Raw genomic sequence first — 25,892 nt, forward strand, 5'->3', positions numbered from 1 at the left:
TTCCAATTTTTTAATTGACGATTTTGCAAACAAACACAGATCTTTTGATTAAGCTCCAGAGCCTTATGTTTTTTATATATCGCTAAACTATGTTTTATTCCCGAATGTCAATATTAAATCCAACACCCATACTACTATATTTTTTAAATTCAGCCTGACTTGATTTTTTGTAAATTGTACCGTTTGTTAAAAGACCTAGCGAAAAAAAGATTGCCTCTCCTTTTTTGTTTTCTCCTTCGTTATCTACCCATTCAAGAGTAACTATTATATCTGAGTTTACAACTATGTGATAAGATTTTAAGTCAATCGAAATCAATCCAGTCTGTTTTGGTTCTATTTCTACAAGTATATTTTTTGTCAAAATATTCTCAAAGGGTTTATTATTTTTTAATGAGTAAAAGTTTATTCTGAAAATAGATTTAGCACTTAAACGATTGTAAGAAATATTGAAATTAAAAGCATCGACAAATGTTGGTTCTTTTCGAATGTTTATTTTAATTCCCATTTCTGCGCCTAATTGGTCGTAACTAAAACCAGTACTTAGAAATTTAGATTTGGTTTTATTTCCAATGATTTTCTTCTTAAGCGCCTTAGTAGTAATTACCACCTCATTTAGCTCACTAATATGCTCGGTTAATTCAATTAAAAAAGGCATTTTTTTTGATTTCAGGTCTTTTATCAATATTTCGATGGGTTTGTAGCCTATCATCGAAATTCTTAAAGTGTCGTTTATAACTTGGTCATTCATTTCTAAAATAAAATTACCTTCTATATCGGTAACTGTTCCAGTTTCTCCATTTAGGACACCAATATTTACATACGATAGTGATTCTCTAGTTTTAGCATCAATTATTTTACCAGATATTTCTGATGTAGCTATTGTTTTTTCTGAAATATCAAAAGTCTCAATATTCGTAGAATCTGATCCAATCAATGTTTCCCAATTTTCTGTAAAGGTATCGTTACCATTTATAGTTTTATTGAAAAAATTAACTGTTGCAGTATTTATGTTTTCATAAATTTTAACTGAGTTTATTGATGCATTGAGAATGGATGGTATACTGGTGAAATCGGCGTGAGTACTATTTTCAAATCGTAAATAAAATTTTTCTGAATTCAATTTTTTAAAATAGTTGTATTCTTCGGTTGGCTGAAAATCATTGAGCTTATCACCACTTTCAAAATAAAGATAACTGATGTTTTGATTTTGTGGATTCAGAAGATTTGAATCATATATTTCTTTAATAAACAGGTCATTATCTTCTCCAGTTGCTCCGTTAGCATACACGTTCGTGTCAACTTCTCCAAAATAATGAGTTTCTGTTCCATCAAAGGAAACTATTGTTTTTATATTTTGATTTTTATTGGACAATACTCCTGCAGCCATACCTCCCCAACTATAAGCAAGAATTCCAATATTGTTTAAATCTACATTTAATTTTTTGTTATTTCTCAAGTAATTCAAAGCAAACTCAGCGTCATAGACTTGCTCTTGCATATCTTCTTTTTCATTAGTCATATCACCAGGATAACGGCCAACAGACCAAATAGAAACAACAACAAATCCATTTTCTGCCAAACTCTCCAAAACTTTGTAATTCTCGAACCCCATTCCATTAAACCCTGCCATATAGATTATTACTGGGTGTTTTTTACTAGAAGGTGTTATGTTACCAAAGCTATTTGTTTTTATTTCCAATAATTTTTCTCCATCTGTACCGACACCCAATTCGGCAACGTAAAATTGTGCTAACTCTGAAGTAAGTCCAGAGAAATCATTGTTCTCTTGATATTTGACAGCTCTTTCTTCAAATAATTTGAATAAATCTCCAAAAATTAATGGTTTATCTTTTTTTTCATTCGATGGATACCAAATATCTAAATCTACAGGTCGAAAATGTAAACTATCGTTATTCGAGGTTTCAGGCTTATAAATTCTGCCTTTGTCTTTTAAGTTTAAAGACATAAATCCAGCATTATATTTTTCTTTTTGGTTTTGTTGACCAACTAATAGTATGGGAACTAATAAAAGTAAATAACTAATCTTTTTGGGTATCATTTTCTTTTCATGATTGGTGTCTATTGTTAAAGACGCTATTTCTTATCAAATAGTTGTCTTGATTAGGAAATGTTTTTTTTAAATGTGATATAATGTTAAGTATAGAAAAGTAGGGGAGAAGATGTAAATTAAGTTTTGGTTTGATATTAAGTTGAATGTATTATTTTGTATTTATTATCAATATTAAAACATCAATTTTTATATTTTATCACTTTGCAAATCATAATGTTTTTTATTTTGAGATTACTTTTAGTATCCTCAATAATCTCTGTCCTTCGACTTCCCAACTTCCACTAAATCCTTTTGGTAATATAAAGAAGTCTCCTTTATAATATGTTTGAGGTTGACTATTAATTGGTCGGATTGTTAAACTACCATTGAGTATGTGTATGAATTGCTCTTTTTTGTTTTCAGAAATTTCTTTTTTTGTTGGTATTTCTGCTTCTGTAAAAACATCTAATTCTACTCCAGAATAGATAATGTTCTTATACGTAGTAGAATTATGTTTTGTTAGACCAATTCCAGACAATAATTCTTGGTCAAGCAAAAATGGGTTTTTGGCTATCGATGTTTTGGTGCTATCGCCTCGCTTATTTGAAATTACTGATAATTCCAAATGAAGTTTATTTCCGCCGTTATTTGTCCAATTTCCAGAAAATCCTTTTGGTACAAAAAGGTAATCGCCCGAATAAAAAGTAAGTTTAGTAGAATCTTTAGTTTCTATATCAGCTCTACCATTAATGTAATAGACAAATTCATCAATAGGAAAATTATTGATTTCATTTAATGCAGTTTCACTTGATAAAATGTAGACACTTAGTTCTGCCCCTTTGTAAATATTTTTTTGATAGTATTCACGTTCTGGATGCGCTTTTAATTTTAGCCTGGGTATATCCAATCCTGAGATTAATCTATCCTCAATTTTAAATGGTTCAATTATTGAATCTTTGGATGTTTTTTGAGCAAAAGATAATGTAGATACTATAGTTAAAATTACGGTTATTAAAATTCCTTTCATTACGCACAAGGTTTAGTACAAGTGTAATAGTGGATCAGACACACTTAGTTTTCAAAAAGTAATATACTTAAATAAATACAAAAACGGTTCAGGTTAGTACCCAAACCGCTATCAATTTTATACAGTGTTGACAGAAGTGTTTTTATTCTAAATTGAATATATTAGACTTAATTACTTGAATGTTTTGCAATACGTTTTCACGTTTAATTGTTAGTCGAATAGCTTCATCACCTCTTAAAATTTCTTTTGTGTAATCGTAGAAATCACAATAAGAGCTTTTGGTAATATCTTTGTTGTTAATAGAAATGACAATGTCATTTAGTTTTAATCCAGCTTTTTCTGCAGAAAAATCTTTAAAAATTTTGCTCACGTATACATTGTTATCGTTCCGATTTAAGTCAAAGCCAAATGATTTTTTAGAGCTCAGTTTTTCTGTATTTTCAATTGGCGTAAGCAAGAGTTCCTGATCTTTAAAATTCAAGGTAACAATAAAATGTTTTGTAATTCCAGAACCAATAAGATTATAATTATTAGACTTTGAATAGTAGGCAACTTGATTTTGTAGATTAGAACGTCCTATTTTAAAACTTTCTAATGTTTTAATAAACATACTTTCATTTACAATACCATTTGCACTTATAGAACCTTCTCCAATAATCTCGACTATTTCTTGTGAGTTTAAATTTACACCAACTTTTTCAGTAAGTGAAATAAAACCGCCGTAGCCAAAATCAAGTAAAAAAGTTAATGTTTTATCATTAATTTTAGCTTTAATAAACGGATTAAAAGTTTTATCTAGTTTTACTTTTATTCTGATTGCATTGTTGAGGTTTTTTAGTTTATTGATGTTGTCGGTCAATATGATTTTTTGTTCTTTAGCATTTACTTGCCAAACAGCATTCTTAATAATGCTTTTACCAATAATCCCTCCATTTGTGTAACATTTGATTTGAGGTGAATCGTCAAAATCAAAATTAAACGCTCCAATTTCTTTAAAATCAATATCTCCAATTTTGATTGAAGGTATTTTTGTTAGTATGATTTTAGATTTTATTTGATTAGAACTACCCACTTCTACTTCCATTAACTTTGGAAGTTTGTTTTTATCCATAATTTCGGAAGTCAATGTATTGTATCCTCCTGTATCAAAAATGTATTCATAATTTTTATTTCCAATATGTACTGGTATTATGAAGTAGCCAAATTTATTTTGGAAGGATATCCCCTCAAAAAAGACTTTGTTTTCTAATTTAGCAGAATTAGCAAATGCTAATTGTTCTTTTGCAGATTGAGCACTAGTCAAATCGATTAAAAAAAAGAATATTATGAGTACAATAAGTTTTTGCATTTGTCAAGGCTATTTTTTATAAAGACGTAAAAAAAATAAAAATGGTTGTCTCGAACCAAATTATGTTGTTTTATCCAACATTCTCGATAATTTTTTAGTGTATAGAGTGTATAATAAGTAGGGGAGTAGAAAGCGATAAACTTTTGGGTTTACACTGAAACAAATTGTTGTATTGTTTTTAATTTATCCGTTCTTAAAACCTAAATTTTATAATGTTTAGTCCAATTAACTTTATATTTTCCCTTCTTGTTTTTTAATATTAAATAGTGTTTTCTAAAAATGGATAATCTGTATAACCTTTTTCTCCTGTTGAGTAGAAAGTACTTTGATCTGCTTTTTGTAATGGTGTATTTAGCTCAAAACGTTTCACCAAATCGGGATTACTAATAAATGGTTCTCCAAACGAAATTAGATCTGCTAAATTTTGCTCTATTGCATCATTTGCCAATTTTTTTGTGAAACCTCGATTTATGATATATGTTCCCTTGTATAATTTTCGATAATGTTTTGCGGTATCCAAAATACTTTGAGTTGGGTTAGAATCATCTGCTTCTACATAACCTCCAATATGTAGGTAGGCTAAATTATAGTTATTTAGTTTTGTAGTGATGTATTCAAACAGTTGCGTTGTTTCATCATCTGTTTGAATACCAAACCAAGTTTTAAAATCGGGAGAAAGTCTAACGCCTATTTTTGATGAAGGAATTTTTTGTTGAATTGCATCTAATGCGTCAAATAAAATTCGAGCTCTATTTTCAATACTTCCACCATATTGGTCGGTTCTTGTATTGGCACATTTTGCAAAAAATTGATGGAATAAATAGCCATTTGCAGCATGTATTTCTATACCATCAAAACCTGCTTTTATGGCGTTTTCTGTTGCTTTTTGAAAATCTAAAATTGTATTTTTTATTTCTTGAGGAGTCATTTCTTTGGGTGTGACAGTACCTTTAAATCCTGAATGCGTGTAACATTCTGAATTTGGATTAATTTGAGAAGGAGCTAAAGGTAAATTTCCATCAAGTAAATCAGGATGAGATATTCTACCAACGTGCCAAAGTTGAGCAAATATTTTACCTCCTTTTTGATGAACTTTTTCAGTAACATTTTTCCATGAAATTGTTTGCTCTTCACTATATATTCCTGGGACATTTATGTATCCAATGGCTTGTTTGCTTATACTAACCCCTTCTGTAATAATTAATCCTGCAGTTGCTCTTTGTTCATAGTATTGAGCCATTAAGTCAGTTGCTAATCCTTTTTTATTATTAGCTCTACTCCTTGTCATTGGAGCCATTACAACCCTATTTTTTAAGGTTATGTTTTGCGTTATATATTTGTCTAATACGGTCATTTTATCTTGAATTTTTGACAAAATTAAGTAAATTTGTTATTATTGCAAGTAATTCGCAATAGTTATTGCGAAAAAGTCGCATTTATATGGAAAGACGTAATACTCCAACTAAAGAAGCCGTGTTAGAATTGCTCAAGAAATCTGGAAAAGCAATGAGCAGAGATGCTATTGAACAAAAAATAACGCAGAAGATTAACCGAGCAACAATTTATCGTGTTTTAAATCGGTTTTGCGAAGATGGTATTTTACATCGGGTAGTTGCAGAAGATGGTAAACAGTATTTTGCCGTTTGCGTAAACTGTGATGATAAAATCCTTTCGGGTCATCATTTTCATTTTAGATGTACTAAGTGTGAGACTATTGAATGTCTACCGGTAAAAGTCGATTTTTCGGTACCGAATGGTTATCAAGTGGACGGTGTAAATTGTGTTTTATCCGGAACTTGTGAGGATTGTTCTCGTTGACTTTCAACTGTCCATTACGGTTTTTATATAGCCTGTTATGGTTAGTTTTATGCGTGTTGGTAATTGACTTTATTAAGTTGTCATTTTCTGATTAGAACATAACTACCTTAAGGGTTAATTATATACTATGCTATAGGTAGTTTATTCATTTCTTGCTTTTTTCTAAGGCATTGTATACAAACTGCTAGAAACCACAATACCATCAATGGTCCAAATATATAAGGAAATCCTATTTCATATGGTGTCATGGGAAAAGCGTAGCATTTAATTAGTATCAATGATATGCTAATTAAGAAACCTGATATTCCCAAAATCTTTCCAAAATATTTACTCTTTAGCATAACTATTGAAAAAAGCAACATGGCTATAGCAGTAAAAAAGTCATTTGATAATTGCATTCCTAAATGTACAGGATCAACAGTTTTTGCAATCCAATTAAGTAAATCTATATCTGTTTGTGCAGTTATACCATCTTGATAGTGTTGTAAATATCCTTTAAAAGTGAGTTGCACCATTAACATAAGATTAAAAATCACACCACTGCAAAAGATAAAAATAGCTCCTAACTGTGTAAGTATGGTTATTTTCTCGTATTTTAATAAATGATGAAGAGCAAAACCAACTAAGGAAAATAAAATTCCAAAAATACTCGCCAAAAATATTTCAATATAACTCGGTAATGATGTTAATAAGAGTATTGGAAATAAAATATTTGCAATAATTCCTGAAATTGCACCAACAGTTATCCATTGCCTGGACAATAATTTTTCAGAATTCATAACTAAAAGTATAAGTAGTTAAAGTATTGTGTATTTAAGCACCTTTTCCGAACATAATGAGTATTAACTCTACAGATTCATCAGACTCATTCCACCATTTATGATGCACATTAGCAGGGATAAATACTGTATTTCCTTCAGAAACAGTAATAGGTGCACCGTCTACAATTCCTTTTGCAGTCCCCTTAATCATTACTCCCATCATAGGAAAAGGCATAGCTTGTTCCCTTGCATCTTCTCGTACACGTTCTCCTGGCAGTATATTATACCAACCTGTTCTTAATCCTTTTTCATAATAAAAAATAGTAACTCCAGAACCATGAGCTCTACGCGTTGCATCAGGACGAAATGGAATAACTTCAGGAAATCCTTTGGTCCAAAAATGAAATGAAAAAGCATTTAATGCACTATCATCATCTTCAGTCGGCTTGTAGCCTTTAATTTCGTATACATCCATCGGTGCATAATCGCTAGAAAAAGCTTTTGCTTGTGCAGTAAGTGCGTTTATTTCTTCATTATTAATTGCTTTTAAAGTTTTTAATTCAATACGGTAGACATAAGTAGGTATATTTGGTAATCCTTCTAAAAGAATTACTTCCCATTTTTTTTCACCTATTTTTTTTCCTGTTATTTTTATTGTCCATTTCCCATCAACCTCAGGGACTTCTATACCAACAATTCGCTTTTCTCTGGCATGACGATCATTTCTGTAATCTTCGATGTAAGTGTTTAAGATTTTTTCAACTTCTATTTTAAGAACAGTTTTGGTTTTATTTTCAGCATCAGGTGTTACTTCTGATGCACTAATTCTTTGAGCACATATGCTCATCATAAACAGGCCACAAAATAATGTAGCAATAAGAGTATTTAATGTTTTCATTTGAGTAATGATTTTAAGTTTTTACTTCGCAAATGAATAAAACTTAAAACTCAAAACCTTTTGTTTTATGGTGATTGTGGATAATGAGCAGGTTTTAGGGGTGAATTTGTAAAAGACTTAAAATAGTACTGTAATATTTATTAGATACAGGAATCTCATCTTGAAATTTTTTAAGTTCAATTGATGTATTTCTGCTTTTACTATTTTTTATTTTGAAGAAATTAATATTGATTAAATATTGACGATGACAGCGATATATTGGTGATAGTGGATTGACGATTTGACTTTCAATGTTTTTAAGACTAGAGCGAAAAATTATTTTGTCTCTTTTATCATTTGAAATAATATGGATATCTACATAGTTATCATCACTCATAATATACATTACTTCATCAAGATTTAATTTTATAGGTTTGACTTTGGGAGCAGTAATTTGGTACGTTTCTTTTGAGGAAAGTAAAGAAATTTTTTGTCTATTGAAGTAACTAACAATCCCTAAAGTAAAAAAAGTAATAAATAAGCCTATTCCAGAAATTCTTCCAATAACGTTTAAATATTCTACTAATGTAAAATCATTAAAACCTGCTAAAAAACTCTTAACTATAAACATCACTCCACTTACAAAAAGTATCATCCATGTATACCATAAAATAGCTTTAACCAATGTCCATTTTTGAAATAGCTTTTTAAAAAGAAGAGGTACAAGGAACTCCATTATGTATATAGAAAGAGAAAAAACAACACCCATACCTATGAGAATTAATTTAAAATACCATAAGCCATTATGCTCTATACGAAATGGTTTAAAAAAAATAATGAATACACTAGCGATAAAGCCTAACAAAAAAACATTGAATATATTTCTATAAGTTTTTTTAGGTCTAGGGAAAGGCGTGTGTAAAAATTTGATCATTTCAAATTATATGAAACTTTATTCTGGATGAGTAAATTAACTATAACTATCTCTTGTCACATTGGTTGTGTGAATGCTTTCTTTAGTTGTTAAAGATAATTAATGCAAGTAAATTTTCAATAGGTAAATTCTATAGAAATTAATTTATACGCTTTGTTAGTGGTTAGTTTTATTCTAATTCCTTAAAGTATTTTTCTTTAATAATATTTATATGATGCCTTTCATGACCAATAATCGATTTAAGAAATTCTTCAAGTGTAATTTGATGTCCTTGCGCCATTCCTTTAATTTTCAATTGTTTCTCAGATAATGTGTTGATGAAACTTACTGATGCTTTTCTAACACTTGAAATGTCTGTAATTAATTGTTTCATTCTTAACTCTTCAAATCTAGCATTGCTAACGAGTAAGTTTTGGTCATAGCCCCATAATTCAACTGTTTCTTTTCGACTAAGTTGAAATGCCCTAAACATTTTAATTCTTTCATGATCAGTTATATGCCCAACAACTTGTTTTATAGTCCATTTGCCTGATGAATAACTATAATTACCCTTTTCTTCATCGATTGATTTTAAAAATGTAAGAGTAGAAGGTGAAGAAAAAAGGGAATATAAACCATCATCTTTAACCAAACTGTAATAATAAGGAAATCCGTCTTCAGGTTTATATTCCATAGTTCTTGAAATTTTTTCCAATTTTGTATTGTTTGTTATAGCCTCTCTTTCCTGTTATGTTTGTATCACAAAGAGTGCTTATGCAATATACAAATTGTTGTGTGTTTGTACATTTTATTCTTCATGATAGATTTTATGAAACATTTTTGCCAAATTTTTTGGGTTTTCTTTCCATGCGTTAAACATTTCAAGTCCTATATCTTCTGGGATAATATCCAGTTCTTCATTTTCTACTTTATCAAGGATTGTTTTGGCAACACTATCTGGCGAGGGCATGTCCCAATCACTTCCTTTATTCATATCAGTATCGATTGCTCCTGGATTTACTGCATGAACCATTATTCCTCTTTTAGCTAATTCGATTCGTACAGAATAGGTGGCTGAAAGTAGAGCAGCTTTTGAAGCTGAATATCCAGCAATAGAGGGCAATGGTGAATACGCTACAATTGATGTAAGATTAACTAATGTTGAAGGTGAATTTTGATCTAGAGTAGAAGCAAACGCTCTCATCATATTTAGAGTACCATAATAATTGACATCCATATCTTTTTTGATAGTACTTATTTCCCCATCCAAAATAGTCCCTGGATTTAAAACACCGGCATTGTTAATAAGGACTTGCATATCTGATGCTTGCTTAACTACTTTAGTTATTTGGTGTTCATTAGTTATATCAAGTTCAAGTGTAATTACTCTATTGTCTTCAAAGTTTGGCATTTTGCCCAAATCTCGGCAAGTAGCATAGATTTTACTAGCTCCTTTTTGCAATGATGCTTTAACAAGTGATTTTCCTATTCCTCTGTTTGCTCCTGTAATGAGAACTACTTTGTTTTTTAAGGTTTGCATATTTTTATGTTTTTATGCAAAATTAAGACTGATGCTACTCGTCTAAAATCCAAAACTTGCTGAATATATGTTTTTCCGTCTTCAATAATACTTTTTTGTCAAATCCATTCATATTTAAACGTTTAGATAATTCATCATTAGTTTTTAAACGTTCATTAAAAATGAACCCCACTTTTCCGTTTAAGGTTTTGATTTTACAAATGTATCCCTTTAAATCTTTGCGGTTATAGAAGCCACCATAACTAACTGTATGTTTTAAGTCTTTTAAGAATCTCGACGGGTTCTAAAAAGTCTAGGGTATCTATTTTTTTAGAGCTGTAGTCAATATTTATGTCATTATATAAAATAGTGCCATTTTCTACAACATAATAATATGTAGTATTCTGTGTGGATATTTTTTGTTTTGCGTTCTCAGATATTACATTTTTTTGTTTCTTCGGGTTGTTTATTTTTTTCTTTACAAGAAAAAAATAAACAGACAATTAATAGTATTGTAATTCTAAAAATTATGTTCTATACTTCTAAAAGTATCCTAAAATCCTTTTTTTTATAATCATTCCGTATAGATTCCCATATTGATATAGAGTCGGTTTAGATTTCAACAATATCAAGAGTTCATCTTCCAGTAAAATTTTCAAAATCTGATGTTACTTTTCTTTTTTCTTACCTAATGAAACCTTATAATCATCTATATTCCCTTTGATCTTTAGATTGAGATACTTTATTTTTTTGTTAGGATCTATTTCTACAATCTCGTCTTCTTGCTCTTCATTAATAGCAGCATCCTTTTTGTTTCCAAATATTTTTTGCCAGGCAGCTTTTCTGACAGTTTTCAAAGGAATACGTAAATAATAATCAATATTTTGATTATTATCATGTGTTCCAGACAATTCCATATGGCCCAAAGTAGATTCGATCGTCATAGAGGGAATATTAATTTTTCCTTTCTTGATATCCAAGCTGTTTTGTAAGGTATCAAACCGAATGTTTTGTAAGTTTTTAGCTCCCATATAATCTGAAAGGGCCAGCATTGGATCGTAATTTTTTAATCTTCCATTTAATACTTTTACGTCCATTTCTATAGTAGATTGATCCAGGTCTGGAACCATATCCGGGTATACTCTAATCTTACCTTTAATTCTGGAGGTGAGTTTCCCTTGTAAATTTTCGGAAACAAGATGGTCTTGCCCAAAATTTTCGAATTTGAACAGCAATTTATCCAAATCAACATTATTCATAACTAAATCCGGCTGCATATAGATATGTTTTGGATCGCTACCATTAAAATATCCACTTAATCGAATATTTCCTCCTGCAGCATCCATATTTAAGGTATCTATATAAATGTAATGGTTGAGTGTTGTTCTTAAATCTGCTTTGATGTTTTGAAGATCTATTCTATGGTAAATAAAGTGAGCGATATCTACTTTAAATTGCATATCCGTAAATGGCAACTCATATAAATTGAAGGCATCTGCATGTTCTTTTACATCTGCAGTCTTTGAAGTAACAACTTCTGTTGATTTTTTGGGACTTAAATCGAAATTGAAAAGCGCATCAAAGTCGATATAATTTGCCTTTAATTCGAAATAATTATCTCTTTTCTTTATTTTCTGATCTTCTCCCAAATAATAATTTAAATCGAAATTAAAATTGGTGGTTCCTATTTCTCCATGAAAATCTTTTATCACCAAATGTTCCTCTTCATAATGTATGTTTCCTCTAAAATGGTCAAAGCGAAGTGGATGCAATTTCATTTTTGTATCTAACTTATCTAAAGCCAGATCTATAGAATGTAATGCAGAATCTTTATAATGCATACTAGAGGCAAAGTGTAATGCCAAATCATCAAACGCTTCATGTCGATATTCTTTTGGAACATAATTTTCTCCCTTATAGGAAAAGACATCTTCCAGTCTTAACTTTTTAGAGGTGAGATTGATATCTAAATCTACATCTCCGTTAAGTTGGGGTTGCATCCAAAAAGCATAATCATGTATTAGCCCGTCAAAATGAAAATCACTATCATCTATATACCCTGTAAAATCTATTATTTCTAAGTCTTTGTCATTTATTAACATATCGGCATGAAAATCATGTAGTTTATGCGGATAATGTTCCAAGTCAGCATATAAACTATCGATAAAAAATTCACCTTTGGGTAAAAACTCTGATTCTGTAAAATCTTTTGCAGAAGCTTTAAAAGAAAACCCCAAGCTTAGGTTTTTTATTTGTTCATCAAAACCGGTTTGGGTAGTATCTTGTTTTGAAAAACCTGTTAATTGGGCAATATCTAAGTACTTGGAGGAAATATCCAAATGAGCTTCTACAGGAATGTTAGTATGATGTATAATTGAAGGTAAGTCTGAAAAAAAACCACTTACTGATAGATCCGAATTTCCTATCAATAGTTCAAACTGGTTCAGTGTGGCTTTCTTGCCATCCATTACTAAATGCACATTCAAATCGTGCAGGGGAGCAGGAAGTTCTTTGGCGACTAAACTCAAGTCTTTTACAATCAATTCTGTAAAGTACGCTTGATTGAGTTTTTGCAATGCCTTTTCGGGGTTGTCAATATCAATAATATCGTGAAAATTCATTTTCAGCGAAACTTGTCCTGACGCATCTTGTACTTGCTCTAGTTCAAAAAAGTCTGCAATAAAATCGAGATTGAAATTCGAGTTTATTTGCATGTTCACTTCTGGAGATTCAAAATTCTTTACAAAAATAGAGCCTTCAAATTCTCCTTTTTCTAAAGAAGCAGTCATATCAGTTAGAGAAAATTCCATGGTACTTGCATCTCTATTTTCTCCGTTAGTGAAATGACCGTTGAAGCCCATATTATCTATTTTTTTTGCTTTTTTAGTATTTTCTAAAAAGGCTTTACCAGCTCCAAAATTGGCTTTGATAAAAGGTCTGTTTCCTTTGTTAGCGGGTCCCTGGATATTGGCATTAAAATAGATTTCGCCAGCATTTCTATATTTCTCTAATACCGGTATGACATCTGTTGGAGCAAAAGCAATCAACATATCAAAATTGGGCTTTGTTCCTTTTATAGAAAGGTCAAGATCTACATCATTCTTTGTATCTATGGAACCTTCTAACTCAAAATCTCCATTTTCCATGACAATACTCGAAGGTTGTATGTCAAGAATTCCTGTATATTCATTAAATACTACATCAGTACTTACTTCAAAATGTTTATTATGTATAAAGGTAGTGTCTCCATCTTTGATTACATTTAACTCAAAATGAGTATCTATATGCCCAGCAATGATACTATCTTTTTGGCTAAAACCACCTGTGCCAGCATACATGAATTTTTCGACATCTGTATTTGTGGCTTCATCTAAGGTATGGATATCAAGACTTTTAAATCTGATTTTTTTTAGATGAATATTGGTAGAAGGTGTTTCTGTTTCAGAAGTACTTGCTAAGGAATTTTGAATATTCGTCGTGTTATTTTCATGAATCACAATATTAAAAACGCCTTCTTCTATTACTAAAGACTGAATATCATAATTTCCTTTCACCATATCCCATAGATTAAAACCTATATATATGTCTTTTACATCCATTATGACTGATGCAGTATCTTCTTTGGTTTCTAAAATTTTTACATCATATACTTTTATAGAGATGTATGGAAAGTTGCTAAAAAGAGATAATTCACTTTTGCCAACACTAATAAGTCCTTTGTGTTCTTTGTTTAGTTTTGCAATCTCCTCTTTTATAATTTCAGATTGGTTACTCTGAATATATAGCATTAGGCCTCCTACTGATAAAATAGGAACTAAAATCAGTACTAGTAAAATTCGTTTCCAGAATTTTTTAATTTTCAAAGTAGATATCTTTAGGGTTAGAAAAGGTGTTTGACCTTAAAAGTAACGAATTAGTATGAAAAAATCTTATTTTAGAATACGATTTAGTTTTTGGGCCAACCGTATTTATTGATTATATATTTTAAAGTTTTTAATAATTTAGAATATTTAAAGCCATTCTTCCTAACGACACCGATCTATACATTTAATTTAGAAAAATAAATATCTGTGTTTTTAGTTTTCAAACTTAATTTATAATTAGATGCCAATAAAAAGTTTTAGTCTGGAAATTCTGCTCCAGTTGAAAACGCTAAAAACAATAGAATCCAAGGAAGAAGGAACATTAGTAGAATAATTATTGAAAATATGATTACATATTTTTTTCTTTTTGTTATTTTATAAATTAACAATCCACCAAGAATGCCAATCATCAAAAAACCAATAATATATTCCATTCTTTTGATATTATTTCTTTTCTTCTCGCATAATTTTCTCCATTTTACGACCTCTTGCCAATTCATCAATCAGCTTTTCCATACGTCTACATTGTTTATACAATTCAAATTCATTCTCTATTTCTTCAATTCTATAACCACAAACGACTCCTTTAATTAAGTGCGCGTTTGGATTTATTTCGGCTTTTTGAAAAAATGTTCTAAAAGTTGCTTTTTCATCTATAAGTGCTTGTAAAGCATCTTGATCAAAACCAGTAAACCATTTAATTACTTGGTTGAGTTCTTCTTTTGTTCTACCATTTTTCTCTAATCTATTCAGGTATAATGGATAAATGGATGCAAATATCATATTGGCAACCTTTTCATTTTTTTCGGCTGTAACTTTCATTTTTATTGGATTTTTAACTAATTGATGTTACCGTGTTTGTGTATAATTTTATACTATGTTTTAGCAACTAATTTAACAAATACAAACCGAATAGAGAATCCATGGGGATTTTAGTTAGTGCTAGCAATTAATTTTATGAGGTGTTGATATTCCTCGAGTGGGCAGAGTTTATTCAGCTAACGATTTCGTTTAGCTTTTAATTCTGCTCAAAGATTCATTCCGCAAAAATTGAGAAATTCGGGAGTGTGATTTTTCAATTTTTTGTTCATTGGTTACTAATTTTTCTTTATTGAAAGTACTACGCCACTCTAAAATAACCAGATCATCCACTTAGTTATTTAGCTGCTATGATCTTATATATATATGGTTGTAGTACGTTTTTTTATCGATATTAATGCCCTTTTTTAGCAGATAGAACTCGATTATAACTTTTTTCAAGTAAATATGCTATTCGAGAATTATACTTTTTAATTTTCCTCATCATTTGATTGTATAAAGAAATTTTCTTTTCATTATGTTCGGGGTGTGTTTCGTCAAAAATAAACCAAAAAATACTTTCTATTTGCTCATCATTTAATTTGTTCATCTCAATAGAAGCCTGTTCGGTATCTACAAGAAATCTTTTGTATATCTCAAAACCGTCTTGCATATAATCGGCTCCATATTTCCCTCCAATACAGATGTTAAAATATTTTCTATAGTATTCTTTTTTGTCATTGTAATCCATAGAACTTAAATGTTTTACCCAAGGGTTTATGATATATGATTTTGGGATATAATTCTTTTTATGTTTATTTTCCTCATACTCAATTAACTTTTTAGAAGAATCTATATACATAGCATGACTCATTTCAGTATGATTGTTAGGTAATGATTGAAAAAATTGTTTTTCAAATTTTTTCTTTTCTTCTCTCTTACTTTTCAGGACTTTATTATAATAGTAATTTATAGAGTCGACTTTTGACTCTGAAATACTTAAATTAGAAAAATCAAATTTATATTGAGCAAAAGATTTTCCATAAAATAATAAAAATACAATGATTAAAATTTTCTTCACTTCAATCTGTTTTTAATTTGCGACAACGTCCTAGTTATGATTAGTAAATGAATTAAAAGTAGTGAGCTTTTGATTAAGTACCAACCTACATATTAATTATAGCCATTCAGCCTTAATTCCCATATTATTCAACTCCTCAATTACATTATCCTTTGCATAACATAATATTGCTTTTTTCAAATTAGGAAACTGCGTTGCATCTTCAGTGTTTTCTATATCCCAATAATCTTCCCAACCTTCTCCGAATCTTAAAAGTTGCATATAAATATCATTTCCTCCATCTTGATAAATTTCTGTTATTTCAGTTGCCAATTTTTTAGGTACAGGCAAATTCTTAAAATATTCAGTTACTTCAGGTATTGGTTCGTATCCTTCTTCTTCTATATTGATTTCTCTTTGGTCGTATAATTCTACAAATTCATCCAAATCAAATTTAGGTTTCAAAAGTTCTTTATTATACATCAATTCTTGAATCACCGATAATTTAAAACCAAAATCACTAAATTCAATTTGTTCTTCCTCTAACTTCTCAATGGTATACTTATCTTTTGTCGGTTTAGGCTTAACAAAACCCTTGTCAAAAATTTGATTGTAAGAAATATCAATTAGGCAAGGACTTTTTTTCCCAGTATATGTAAAGTGCTTTACCTCATATTTTCGCATTGTGATATTTTCAAAACGACTTTTATTGATTTCAATCCCATCAACAACTATTTTACCTTTAAAAAATGGTTTTTGTTTAGATTTTGAACTTACTTCCATTGGATTATAGTCGGTATGCAGAGATAAGTGATTTGTTTGACCATTACCATGCGGATTTGTACTTATCCCTATATCTTTCCATTAAATTCCATTTCTCTTGATTTCTGTGGGTTCTCCAAAACATTTTTTAAGTTCTTTCCAATCCATTGGGAATTCAAGAACATTTTCGTCGATAGAAAGTTGATCATTTTGGATGCGAATAATGATATCAGATGATTTATTTTTTAGATTGAATATTTTTATCATTTTCTTTGGCAGTGCAGTCTATTTTAAATTGGTTATGACGTTATGGCTATGAGTAGTTTTGTAGTTGAGTACATAACTTTGCAAGTACAGACTAAGCTAAAAATCTACGAGCATTTTTCAAAATAGGCGAGAACAAGCAATTACTTATTGCTATTGTTGTCGATAGTTTTATTTTTTTAAATAATTCGTAATTTCTACATATTCTATGTCAGTTCTGTCCTCATAGAAGTCTTTTATTACAGCTCTGTGAGCGGCTCCTACTATAACTAAAACTCTATCATCTGGGGTAATCCATCGGTCAATATTAGTCATCATATAAATATTACGTTCCCACCATTTGGATACGAATTTTGCTCCAATGTAGTTTGAGTCATTTACGAATTTTGCTGTTTGATTTAAGTATTGATCTTTATTTCTAATATCTTCTTTATCTGAGTTCCGGTAGATAAGATAATCCAGCATAGAATTTTTAGCTAAAAAATCAGATTCTTTTTTGTCTTGTGCTTTGATCGAAGCAATCATATTTTCATATCTTCTTTTATCATTATTTTCGGCAAATTCTATAAGTTCATCAAATGGTAAATCTAGCTTATAGTCTATAGAATAAACTCGATTATGATTTAACTCTTTTGCTAACCTAAATCCCAACTGCTCTATTTCATTAATAGTGAAATCACGATTATCATTTAGAGTTTCATTATACAAGCTATCTAAATACTTTGAATCAACAGAAGGATATTCGAGCATGATTTTAGTCGGTCTAAATTCTTTAAGTTTTTTAACAATATCTTTAATCTCGATTTGTCTTTTTTCAGATTCAAGACTTTCAAATTGAACAGAAGAGAAATCTGATGTTCCCGCAAAATGAAACACCCCTAAAATTGAGATTTTTGGCTTATCATTGACTTTTTGTTTCTCTTCTTTTTCCTTTGTTCTATTGCATCCTGTAAGAAGCAAAAAGCAAATTATAAAAGTTAAAAATGATTTCATACTATTTGTATTTTAGTTCTAATTACTACCAACGTCGAATATATGAATCAGAGCAAGGTAAATACCCCTGAATCAATCGATTTATCTGCACATTTTTATTTCTTGTTTAATTTATAATAAGATCACTGTCTTAACTTGTCTAAACTTGTCTAAAACACAGTGTTTATAAGGTTTCCTAAAGACCACTTACCGAAATTATTGTCTAACATAGTTGTTTAAGACACAACAAAACATTAATTTTAAGGGACAAATTAAGGGACAAGTTCCCCGCCACTTTATTTAATTTAAAACAGTTTATTATGTGTAATGTGTATTTTAGATATCGATCTAAAAAAGATATCGGAAAACTTGACGTTAGATTTCGATATGAAGAGATAAATTACGAAAAACAAACAACAACTCCTATTATCGTTTCCCGTAAAAATTGGAATCAAAAAAAACAAAGAGTTAGAACATCTTCTAAATTCGTATACCCCGTTGAAAATACGAATATAGCAAAATTAAAAAAAGCAATTTACGATAAGTTTAATACCACAATAAGTTTAAACGAAGGGTTTCACGATAATTGGTTATCTGATATTGTAGAAGATATTTTTAAGAGACCGGAACATGAGAAAAAGAACGTAGACCGAAAAAGGATATATTATGTAGATTTTGCAAAATATTGGTTAAAGCATCATGCAAAAAATCATGTTGGTAGAAACGGTAAGCTTATGAGTAAAGCAAACTTAGAAAAGTATATTGATTTCATCGATAAATTAGAAAAAAAGACCCCTAACATTGATTATGAAAATCTTAAAATTAAAGATATGGGTAACGCTTTTGTTGTGAAGTTTGTAAAGGAATTGTTTAAAAAATATGCAGCAAAATCGATTAGCTTAGACTACACTTATTTAAGATTTTTTCTTAGCAGGGCGGTAGAAGATAATATTGAGGTGGATAAATCATATTTGAAAAAAGTAGCTATAGAAGATAAAAAAGAGACTGTGATTATGCCATATTTAACCAGTGAAGAGGTTGAAACAATATACAGGCTTGAAATAGAGGACAAAGAACTTAGCCGTTTTAAAACTGCTTTTGTTATTGGTCTGGTTACAGGTTTACGAGTAAGTGATGTTACAGGTTATCACAAGCGTATAAATGAAGAAACAGGAGAAAAAGAATATTCTTTAGAGAACCGACACATTGAAGGGAATCATATCCGCTATAAACCTTTAAAAACAAGAGGGGCAAAAGGCGGTATAGAGGTTTCTATTCCTATTCATCCTTTTTTAAAAGAAATATTAGAAGAACATAACGGCTTACCCGATAGAAGCGTAAAGTACTTATTAAAATTTAATAATGCGGTTAAAACCATTATAGAAATGGCGGGTATTACTAGAATTGTAAAAACCTCTCAAAAGAAGTTTCTTAAAGATGGTATATTTGAAGTCCCAATATACAAAGAAGCAACGAGCCATATCATGCGACAAAGTGCCGCAACTAATTTATTTGGTAAAGTGCCAAAATCAGCGATTATGGCAATGATGGGATGGACTAATGAAGATCAAATGTTAGAATATATTAAATTATCTGGTATTGAGAGAGTAAAAGGAATTAAAGAATTATATGACAATGGAAACGAGAGCGTCGAGAATCTTAAAAGAAGTGCTTAAATATACTGGAGCGAGAACAATAAACGCTTTGGCTGAAATAATAGAAGTAAAGCGCGATAGGCTCTATAAAATAGAAAAAGGCGAAACCTCTGCTATAAGTGAAAATCTGATTAAAATAATAGTTAAACGTTATCCCGAAATAAATAGCCAATATTTACGGGGTAACGTTGATATTAACGATATGGTTTTATCAGATATTAAAGACATTAACGCGAGTCGTAATTTACTTATAAACGATATCCCTACAAAAGAAGATTTAATCATTTTAAATCAACAAAAGATTCTTTCAAATCAAGAAGAGATTCTTGATCTTTTAAACAAAAAAAGCGGTGACTTATAGTACACCGCTTTTTTTTGCGTAATAACCGTTTTAAGCAACTTTCTTCTTATCCCTATCCTTTTTCTTTCCCATTTCGTGCTTTATCGCGTTATATTCTTCTTTCATGCTTTCAGGTATTCCTTCATAACGTTTGAAGTTTTTAATACCAAAAACAGTCGGAAATTTATCTAGATTCAATTTGTCAAAATTCCAAATATCTTCACCGTTTATAAATGCGTTCCATGCTAAAATCATACACGCCTCTTTTTCCCTTGTTGCTAATTTCTTAAAGGTGCTTTTATAATTTTCAATATATAACTCTCGTAAGGTTAGACAAGGATGACCACCATACACGTTTTTTTGATAACATAAAGCGTCAAAAAATCTATCTGCGTGGTCTTTATCAATTTGAACAAATATATTATAAAACTTAGCTAAAAAAGATTTTGGCAAACAATCACGCATAGCTTCTCTATATCTATTTCCTTTCACCATTAACAGATAGTACCATTCTTTTCTTTTTAGTGTTTCTTCTAATACATGAACATTAGACCGACTTAATCTAGGATCAGGTGATCTATAGCTTTGCGCCCCTTTAGAACTCCCTTTTGTAAATCGTATAACTTGCTCAAATAAAATGATAGCAGGAATTTCGGTATAGTACTTGATATTATTCATGCTCAAAATGTCTGAGATAGACCTTTTTTTACCTGTGTCAATTTTAAAGAGAGCATCTTTTGAACAATTAAACATAAAAGTCATAGGAACAGCAATACCTAATTCAATTACAGCGTGTAAACGGTGCTGTCCGTCTATTAAATCGCCATTGATATTAAATTTAATTACATCGCCTGTATTCTCATCCCATTCTCCCGTTTTCATTGCTAAAACAGCTTTTTGTATGTTCTGCTTTGATAAACTCCTATTGACCCTATTTCTTTTTAGAAATTTTTTAGCCATTTCAGGAGTAACCAGAAGAACTACAAGTTTTAAAGGTGATTTGAAACGGTTTTCAACATCGGCATAAGATAGTATTTCATCATATACTTTTTGTTGTTGATCTGTAAGAGGCACGGGCTTATAATCGACCTCTTGATTTTCTAATTTTACGTCTTGATTTTTCATAAAGGTTAAAGTGGTTTTGTTAATATTTATTTTTAACTAAGCCAATATATAATATTTTGCTTCACTTATAAAACATTTCTCTCTGTAATAGAGGCTTTTACGGGTTGACCGTAATTAATTGTAAGTTTTTACTTACGCCCTGTCGAATATATCAGCTCTTTTACAGTCCTCACTACAATACGTTTTCTCTGTGGGTAAGCCACAGAAGAGACATTCTTTTTCTGGCTGTTCTGGTGGCGTTTGCGTTTTCCATTCATCATAGGTCATTTTGTTTGTTTATTCTAGGATAATATTTATCATAATAATGTTCATATAATTCAAAAATTTTTTCCCACCATTTAGGTTGTTTACTGTTCGGGTTTTTAGGAAAAACCATTGTGCCTAATTCTTCTTTCCATCTTCCATTTTTCTTTTTAGCCACAATGATTTTATATCCTCGCATAGTGTGTTGAGGGTATATTTTAAGACCATGCTTAATACACCAACTCATTTTTTTATGACTGCTTTCGGCTGCCCTCACTCTTTACAAAAGATATTAAAGTTCAGTTCACCTAATTCTATGTATTGATTATTAGGCACTGTGAACCATCCCGCAACCCCGAGGTAATCTGGTCGGTTTTCAAGGACATTTGCATCTACTCCGATTTGAAGCATTTTACCAATATCTTTTAACTGCAAGTCTACTGTTCCATCTACGCTTTTTATCCATCCTTCAAAGGAGGTGTAATAATTCCAGAGCGAACCATCAACATGAAAACATTGATGTGTTGTGTTGTCTTGTGGAGTATCTAACTTTCCAGTGAATTTAATTTCAATTTCATAGCGTTTATTGGTTTTGTTATTCTGAACATTTCCGCATAACAAAGCGGTTTTATCGTCCTCGTATTCTATGAAGTGTAACCCATTTTCAGAGAGAAAAACATCGGGTTTATGTTGGATTGAAAGTTTAATAACAAAACGTGTTTGTACTCTTGCACATAGTTCCGTATTTATGACTTTGGTACAACGTTTTTCTTCGATGTATCTACAGTCGTAAATATCTACAACATTATCCCCGTTTTGATCTGTCAAACCATCATAACAGTTTTCACCATCTGCTCCATCTTCTCCATCTGTTCCATCTTCTCCATCTTCTCCATCGTTGCCATCTGTTCCATCGTTGCCATCTTCGCCATCCGTTCCATCTTCTCCGTCTTGTCCGTCTTGTCCGTCAAGTCCCTGAATAGTTGGTATTTCTTCGTTTTTTTCTACTGCTGTACACCCGAACCCCAAGGATAATACTAGCAAAATGATTAGTGCTTTTTTCATGGTTATTATTTTTTGATTGTTATGGTTACGTTTTTATTTAAGTGTTGGTGGTTATGTACTTGGTCTACCCCGTAACCTGTAGATGTGTACTCTTTTTTTAGTTCTTCCTCAAGGAATAATTCTACCGATTTTGCCCGTTTTTCACTAAGTTTTAAGTTTAGCTTTTTAGAGCCATGAGTACCACAAGCATAACCATTAATGGTCACGGAATAATTAGGATTATCCTTGATGGTTTGGATTGCTTTTTTCAAGGTGTTTACTTGCCCTGTTTCTATATAGGTTTTCCCTTCTGAAAAGAAAATGTGATAGGTGTATTTTTTAGGTACTTCTTTTACACAATCATTGCAATTATAGTTATTAACAATTGCGGGTTTTTCTATGATCTCTTTAGTGAAGTGTTTTTCAATGATTCTAGGCTCTTTTTTCTCTTCTTTTGCCTCTGTTAAATTGATAGAAATACTAAGCCCTGCATAGTAGGTAAAACCGTTCGCACCTCTCGCATTTGTTGGTTGGTTAGGGAATCCAATAGGGGTTCTTAAAGAGTATAAATCTTTCCCTCCAACTTCTAACCCAAGGGAAACAATATTGTTAAGTCTAAAAGTGTTAAGAATCCCGTAATTCATTGTTAATACATCTTGATCTTCATAGTGTGAAGCTCCTACGCCAATAAGGGGGTAAATCCTCCAAAATTTGTATGGTCTACCCGCTATGCTTTTTAGGTTAAATAAGATATCTAAATCAAGCCCATAATATCCCGTATCATAGCCTGTATCATTATCTTTTAATGCTCCGGCACTTAGTACTAGCCTTGGTTTTATCCAATTATCAAATTCATAAGCAAGTCCTACGGCTGCGTGTTCTGCTACCTCGCTTGTGCTTGCCTCGTCGTAATAAAAATTACCTCCGGCTCTTACTTCCAGAGAAAGTTGAGAATAACAAAATGCTGTTATCATCAAAAGCCCCATTGTTAAAATTTTTGTTTTCATTTTCATTGATTTATTTGTTAGTATTTACTCTGTTTTTAATCTCCCCCTGTATGATTTCGACGTAGTGTTCTAAATCTTTTCTTAACAACCAATTTTGCGCCACTTCTTCTAATTCTTCGACGGTTTTTGTTTTGCACAACTCCCTTAATTCATCCATAAAACCTTCTTCAAAATCAATAGATTTAGGCGGGTTTTTATGCAGTGTTTCAGACAAGGTTTGACTTAATTCTTTTTTTTTAGGCGTTTTAATGCCTTTAAACATCTCTTTAGCAACTTCTGGATCAATACCATCCTTGCTCATAGAAAATCCGTTAGAGCGTCCCTGTGACATCATAGAGCCTATGTCAAGCCTCTCTGACCAGTAGCGATTTAACCAACTTAAAATTTTATCTGGCGAGAGACTTTCATAGAAATTTCCGTAAACACCTTCTTTGATATTTCTAAAAAAAAGCGTTAGATCAGTGATTTTTAAAGGATATTGACGACATATCCCTTCTGCGATAAAAGAAATTTGTGATTCTGTCAATAAATTTTTTACGCTGATTGAGTTGTTTAAATCTGTGACCCAAAGCTCAACGTAAGAAATTGTAAAATCCTCACCATATTCTTTTTTAAAACTTCCAAGTGTTTTACTAGGTAGATTTATAGCGTCTTCGATGGTTTTTATTTTTAGTTTACCATGCTTAAAACAGTTGGCAGGGCTAAATAAGTCCAAGGTTTTTTTTAATTCTGTCTTGAAACTCTTGGCTGTAGATAGGCTTTTGTCTAGTTTGTTGCTCTTGTCCATTTGTTCTAAATATTATTTCATCGTTCCAACTTTCGTTATTCAGGTAGGTTTCTGGATTTTTTCGATATTGTTTTTCCGGTTGTGAGATTTTATATTTTTCTACGTGCTGCATTATTTTTAATTTTTCAGCATGAGAAATCATTTCCCATTTTTTTTTAATGTTTTTTTTCTTACCAACTTTTTTATCGTAACAATTCCAAAAATCTTCAAACGTTGGAAAAATTTCTACTTCGGCATAGGTTATATTCTTAAGTTCTTCTCTTTCTTTTTTTTCTTTTATTTCTTCTCTTTCTTTATTTCTTATATTCTTTAGTTGTTGCGATTTGTCTGCGATTTGTTTGCGATCTGTCTGCGATTTGTTTGCGATCTGTCTGCGATCTGTCTGCGATTTATCTGTTAAGTTGCTTGTCATCAACTCTTCTTTAATTTGCATTTCTTCCCATTTGACAAGGGTTATGAGCTGAAATTTGTTTGTTGTTTTCCTTGTTACTTCTCCGCTATCTTCTAGTTTTTTCATTGCGGTTCTGCATTGACTTACTGATAGTTTTATTTGTTTAGCGAGATTTGCCCAACTTAAAACCATCGACCCCGATTTAATTACAATACCACGCCATTTTTTATCTTCAAAATTGACGGAAAGTAAAAGATGAACTAAAAGGCGAGAAGTATTAGAATCGTCATACCACTCCCATTTTAAAAATGACCTATGTAATTTTACCCAACCACTCATTTTTTTACTTATAAAAAGAGAGAAGCTAACCTTAAGATTTCTCCGGCTTGCGTCCAAGAGGTTAGCCACCGCATTGTTTCTCTCTTAAATTTTTACTCCGTTTCTAAAAACTTAATCACCTTAGTCCGCCCAATAAGCTTACTATGTTCTAATTCTAACTGTGCGGACTTTAGCATAGCGTTTGATGTTGCTACTAGGTTTTTACCTGTTGACACATCAATCTCCCCGTTTTTTACTCCTTCAAATACTTTTACCAACTCCTTTCTTAACTGTTGTACGTTTTTCATTGTAGTTCCCTTTTTAGTAATATGTAAAACTTCTTTGCCTCGACAAATTCAGGATATTTCAATACGTCTCTTCTGGTTAAGCGACCTTTGCTATACATTACGATAGCGGTTACTGTATTTTTTGTATTGATGCTATACATATGGTTTTGATATGCTTCACATTCTTTACATAAATACATTCTGTTATCTTCGGTCAATGACGTATATAAAAAGTCCAGAATAGACTTTTCTTTTTCGCAGACCAGACACCTTTTTTTTCTATCAAAAACATCTAAGCCATGATTTCTTTGATGATACCTTTCAAAATCTCTTTTTTTAGTTTTTTCCTTTTGATCTGGTTTACGACAATATTCAAGATGTTTGTCTTTTCTATTTTCCCTGTTTCTTTTTTGCGTTGCTCGCCCTTCTTCGGTTTTATTATATTGTTGATTACGTTTCTTTATTCTTTCAAAATTCTTTTTACGATATTCCTTATCGTATTCTCTTTTAATCGCTTTCTTTTTTTCTGTGGTAAATCGTCTACTTTCCCAATGGCATTGCTTGTTACAAAACATAGGTTTTCCCTCTCTTAATGCCCTGTTTATTGCTCCTTGAGTTTTGTTTACTTTTTTACCACAATGATTGCAATTCATATCCTTTTAA

The 25,892-nt window shown here is 30.9% G+C and carries 26 protein-coding genes; 3 read left to right on the forward strand and 23 right to left on the reverse strand.

From position 1 onward, the window contains the following. Positions 1-94: 94 nt before the first annotated feature. From FOF46_RS01015 to FOF46_RS01030, 4 genes are all read right to left on the reverse strand, one after another. On the reverse strand, positions 95-2,059 hold the full coding sequence (locus tag FOF46_RS01015; RefSeq protein WP_143915164.1) for a carboxypeptidase-like regulatory domain-containing protein: 1,965 nt from the start codon (positions 2,057-2,059) through the stop codon (positions 95-97). A gap of 232 nt (positions 2,060-2,291) precedes the next feature. Next, a complete protein-coding gene (locus FOF46_RS01020; protein WP_109434647.1) occupies positions 2,292-3,077 on the reverse strand; it encodes a cupin domain-containing protein in 786 nt (261 codons plus the stop codon). 142 nt (positions 3,078-3,219) lie between these two features. After that, positions 3,220-4,425 (reverse strand): PDZ domain-containing protein, encoded by a 1,206-nt coding sequence (locus FOF46_RS01025; protein WP_143915165.1) that lies wholly within the window; start codon positions 4,423-4,425, stop codon positions 3,220-3,222. Positions 4,426-4,684: 259 nt separating this feature from the next. Continuing rightward, positions 4,685-5,779, reverse strand: a complete 1,095-nt coding sequence (locus tag FOF46_RS01030; protein ID WP_143915166.1) for an alkene reductase — start codon at positions 5,777-5,779, stop codon at positions 4,685-4,687. A 65-nt stretch (positions 5,780-5,844) separates the two neighbouring features. Between FOF46_RS01030 and FOF46_RS01035 the strand changes: the two genes are divergently transcribed. Next, entirely contained in the window at positions 5,845-6,243 is a 399-nt protein-coding gene (locus FOF46_RS01035; RefSeq protein WP_333968552.1) for a Fur family transcriptional regulator, read from the forward strand. 125 nt (positions 6,244-6,368) lie between these two features. Here the strand turns inward: FOF46_RS01035 and FOF46_RS01040 are convergent, their stop codons facing one another. The 11 genes from FOF46_RS01040 to FOF46_RS01085 all read right to left on the reverse strand — a co-directional run bounded on the left by FOF46_RS01040 (position 6,369) and on the right by FOF46_RS01085 (position 18,053). Then, a complete protein-coding gene (locus tag FOF46_RS01040; RefSeq protein WP_143915167.1) occupies positions 6,369-7,022 on the reverse strand; it encodes a hypothetical protein in 654 nt (217 codons plus the stop codon). 34 nt (positions 7,023-7,056) lie between these two features. Beyond that, positions 7,057-7,902: a cupin domain-containing protein gene (locus FOF46_RS01045; protein WP_143915168.1), complete on the reverse strand. Its 846-nt coding sequence runs from the start codon at positions 7,900-7,902 to the stop codon at positions 7,057-7,059. A gap of 94 nt (positions 7,903-7,996) precedes the next feature. Next, entirely contained in the window at positions 7,997-8,815 is an 819-nt protein-coding gene (locus FOF46_RS01050; protein WP_143915169.1) for a LytR/AlgR family response regulator transcription factor, read from the reverse strand. 169 nt (positions 8,816-8,984) lie between these two features. Further along, the gene (locus FOF46_RS01055; protein WP_143915170.1) at positions 8,985-9,509 is read right to left on the reverse strand and encodes a DinB family protein; all 525 of its coding nucleotides are present in this window, start codon (positions 9,507-9,509) and stop codon (positions 8,985-8,987) included. 93 nt (positions 9,510-9,602) lie between these two features. Next, on the reverse strand, positions 9,603-10,334 hold the full coding sequence (locus FOF46_RS01060) for an SDR family NAD(P)-dependent oxidoreductase (RefSeq protein WP_143915171.1): 732 nt from the start codon (positions 10,332-10,334) through the stop codon (positions 9,603-9,605). A 647-nt stretch (positions 10,335-10,981) separates the two neighbouring features. Beyond that, positions 10,982-14,176 carry an AsmA family protein gene (locus FOF46_RS01065; protein ID WP_143915172.1) on the reverse strand — a complete coding sequence of 1,065 codons (3,195 nt, stop codon included), beginning with the start codon at positions 14,174-14,176 and terminating at the stop codon, positions 10,982-10,984. A gap of 444 nt (positions 14,177-14,620) precedes the next feature. Then, the gene (locus FOF46_RS01070) at positions 14,621-14,998 is read right to left on the reverse strand and encodes a DUF2200 domain-containing protein (RefSeq protein ID WP_143915173.1); all 378 of its coding nucleotides are present in this window, start codon (positions 14,996-14,998) and stop codon (positions 14,621-14,623) included. Between the two features lie 391 nt (positions 14,999-15,389). Then, entirely contained in the window at positions 15,390-16,055 is a 666-nt protein-coding gene (locus tag FOF46_RS01075) for a hypothetical protein (protein ID WP_143915174.1), read from the reverse strand. Between the two features lie 96 nt (positions 16,056-16,151). Then, positions 16,152-16,817, reverse strand: a complete 666-nt coding sequence (locus FOF46_RS01080) for a DUF6892 domain-containing protein (protein ID WP_143915175.1) — start codon at positions 16,815-16,817, stop codon at positions 16,152-16,154. An 81-nt stretch (positions 16,818-16,898) separates the two neighbouring features. Beyond that, positions 16,899-17,063, reverse strand: coding sequence for a DUF7738 domain-containing protein (locus FOF46_RS31275; RefSeq protein WP_167571713.1), 165 nt, complete (start codon positions 17,061-17,063; stop codon positions 16,899-16,901). A gap of 168 nt (positions 17,064-17,231) precedes the next feature. Beyond that, positions 17,232-18,053, reverse strand: coding sequence for a DUF5694 domain-containing protein (locus FOF46_RS01085; protein ID WP_143915176.1), 822 nt, complete (start codon positions 18,051-18,053; stop codon positions 17,232-17,234). A gap of 299 nt (positions 18,054-18,352) precedes the next feature. Here FOF46_RS01085 and FOF46_RS01090 point away from each other — a divergent pair, with 299 nt between their 5' ends. Together FOF46_RS01090 and FOF46_RS01095 are read left to right on the forward strand one after the other, a co-directional pair. Beyond that, positions 18,353-19,708: a tyrosine-type recombinase/integrase gene (locus FOF46_RS01090; RefSeq protein WP_143915177.1), complete on the forward strand. Its 1,356-nt coding sequence runs from the start codon at positions 18,353-18,355 to the stop codon at positions 19,706-19,708. Beyond that, positions 19,668-20,048, forward strand: a complete 381-nt coding sequence (locus FOF46_RS01095) for a hypothetical protein (RefSeq protein ID WP_143915178.1) — start codon at positions 19,668-19,670, stop codon at positions 20,046-20,048. The genes FOF46_RS01090 and FOF46_RS01095 overlap by 41 nt, the downstream gene beginning before the upstream one ends. Positions 20,049-20,078: 30 nt before the next feature. Here FOF46_RS01095 and FOF46_RS01100 read toward each other — a convergent pair whose 3' ends face one another. From FOF46_RS01100 to FOF46_RS01135, 8 genes are all read right to left on the reverse strand, one after another. Then, entirely contained in the window at positions 20,079-21,152 is a 1,074-nt protein-coding gene (locus FOF46_RS01100; protein ID WP_143915179.1) for a hypothetical protein, read from the reverse strand. Positions 21,153-21,408: 256 nt separating this feature from the next. After that, positions 21,409-21,642 carry a hypothetical protein gene (locus tag FOF46_RS01105; RefSeq protein ID WP_143915180.1) on the reverse strand — a complete coding sequence of 78 codons (234 nt, stop codon included), beginning with the start codon at positions 21,640-21,642 and terminating at the stop codon, positions 21,409-21,411. A 26-nt stretch (positions 21,643-21,668) separates the two neighbouring features. After that, complete coding sequence (locus tag FOF46_RS01110; protein WP_143915181.1) at positions 21,669-22,460, reverse strand: hypothetical protein; 792 nt, start codon at positions 22,458-22,460, stop codon at positions 21,669-21,671. Positions 22,461-22,465: 5 nt separating this feature from the next. Continuing rightward, on the reverse strand, positions 22,466-23,446 hold the full coding sequence (locus FOF46_RS01115) for an OmpA family protein (RefSeq protein WP_167571714.1): 981 nt from the start codon (positions 23,444-23,446) through the stop codon (positions 22,466-22,468). A gap of 10 nt (positions 23,447-23,456) precedes the next feature. After that, positions 23,457-24,161 carry a hypothetical protein gene (locus tag FOF46_RS01120; RefSeq protein ID WP_167571715.1) on the reverse strand — a complete coding sequence of 235 codons (705 nt, stop codon included), beginning with the start codon at positions 24,159-24,161 and terminating at the stop codon, positions 23,457-23,459. Next, positions 24,148-24,750, reverse strand: coding sequence for a hypothetical protein (locus FOF46_RS31280; RefSeq protein ID WP_167571716.1), 603 nt, complete (start codon positions 24,748-24,750; stop codon positions 24,148-24,150). Before FOF46_RS31280 ends, FOF46_RS01120 begins: the two co-directional genes overlap by 14 nt. 305 nt (positions 24,751-25,055) lie before the next feature. After that, positions 25,056-25,250: a hypothetical protein gene (locus tag FOF46_RS01130; protein WP_143915185.1), complete on the reverse strand. Its 195-nt coding sequence runs from the start codon at positions 25,248-25,250 to the stop codon at positions 25,056-25,058. Further along, a complete protein-coding gene (locus FOF46_RS01135; RefSeq protein WP_143915186.1) occupies positions 25,247-25,882 on the reverse strand; it encodes a hypothetical protein in 636 nt (211 codons plus the stop codon). Before FOF46_RS01135 ends, FOF46_RS01130 begins: the two co-directional genes overlap by 4 nt. Positions 25,883-25,892 lie beyond the last annotated feature (10 nt).

The organism is Aquimarina algiphila (genome assembly GCF_007489275.1).
GTDB lineage: Bacteria > Bacteroidota > Bacteroidia > Flavobacteriales > Flavobacteriaceae > Aquimarina > Aquimarina algiphila.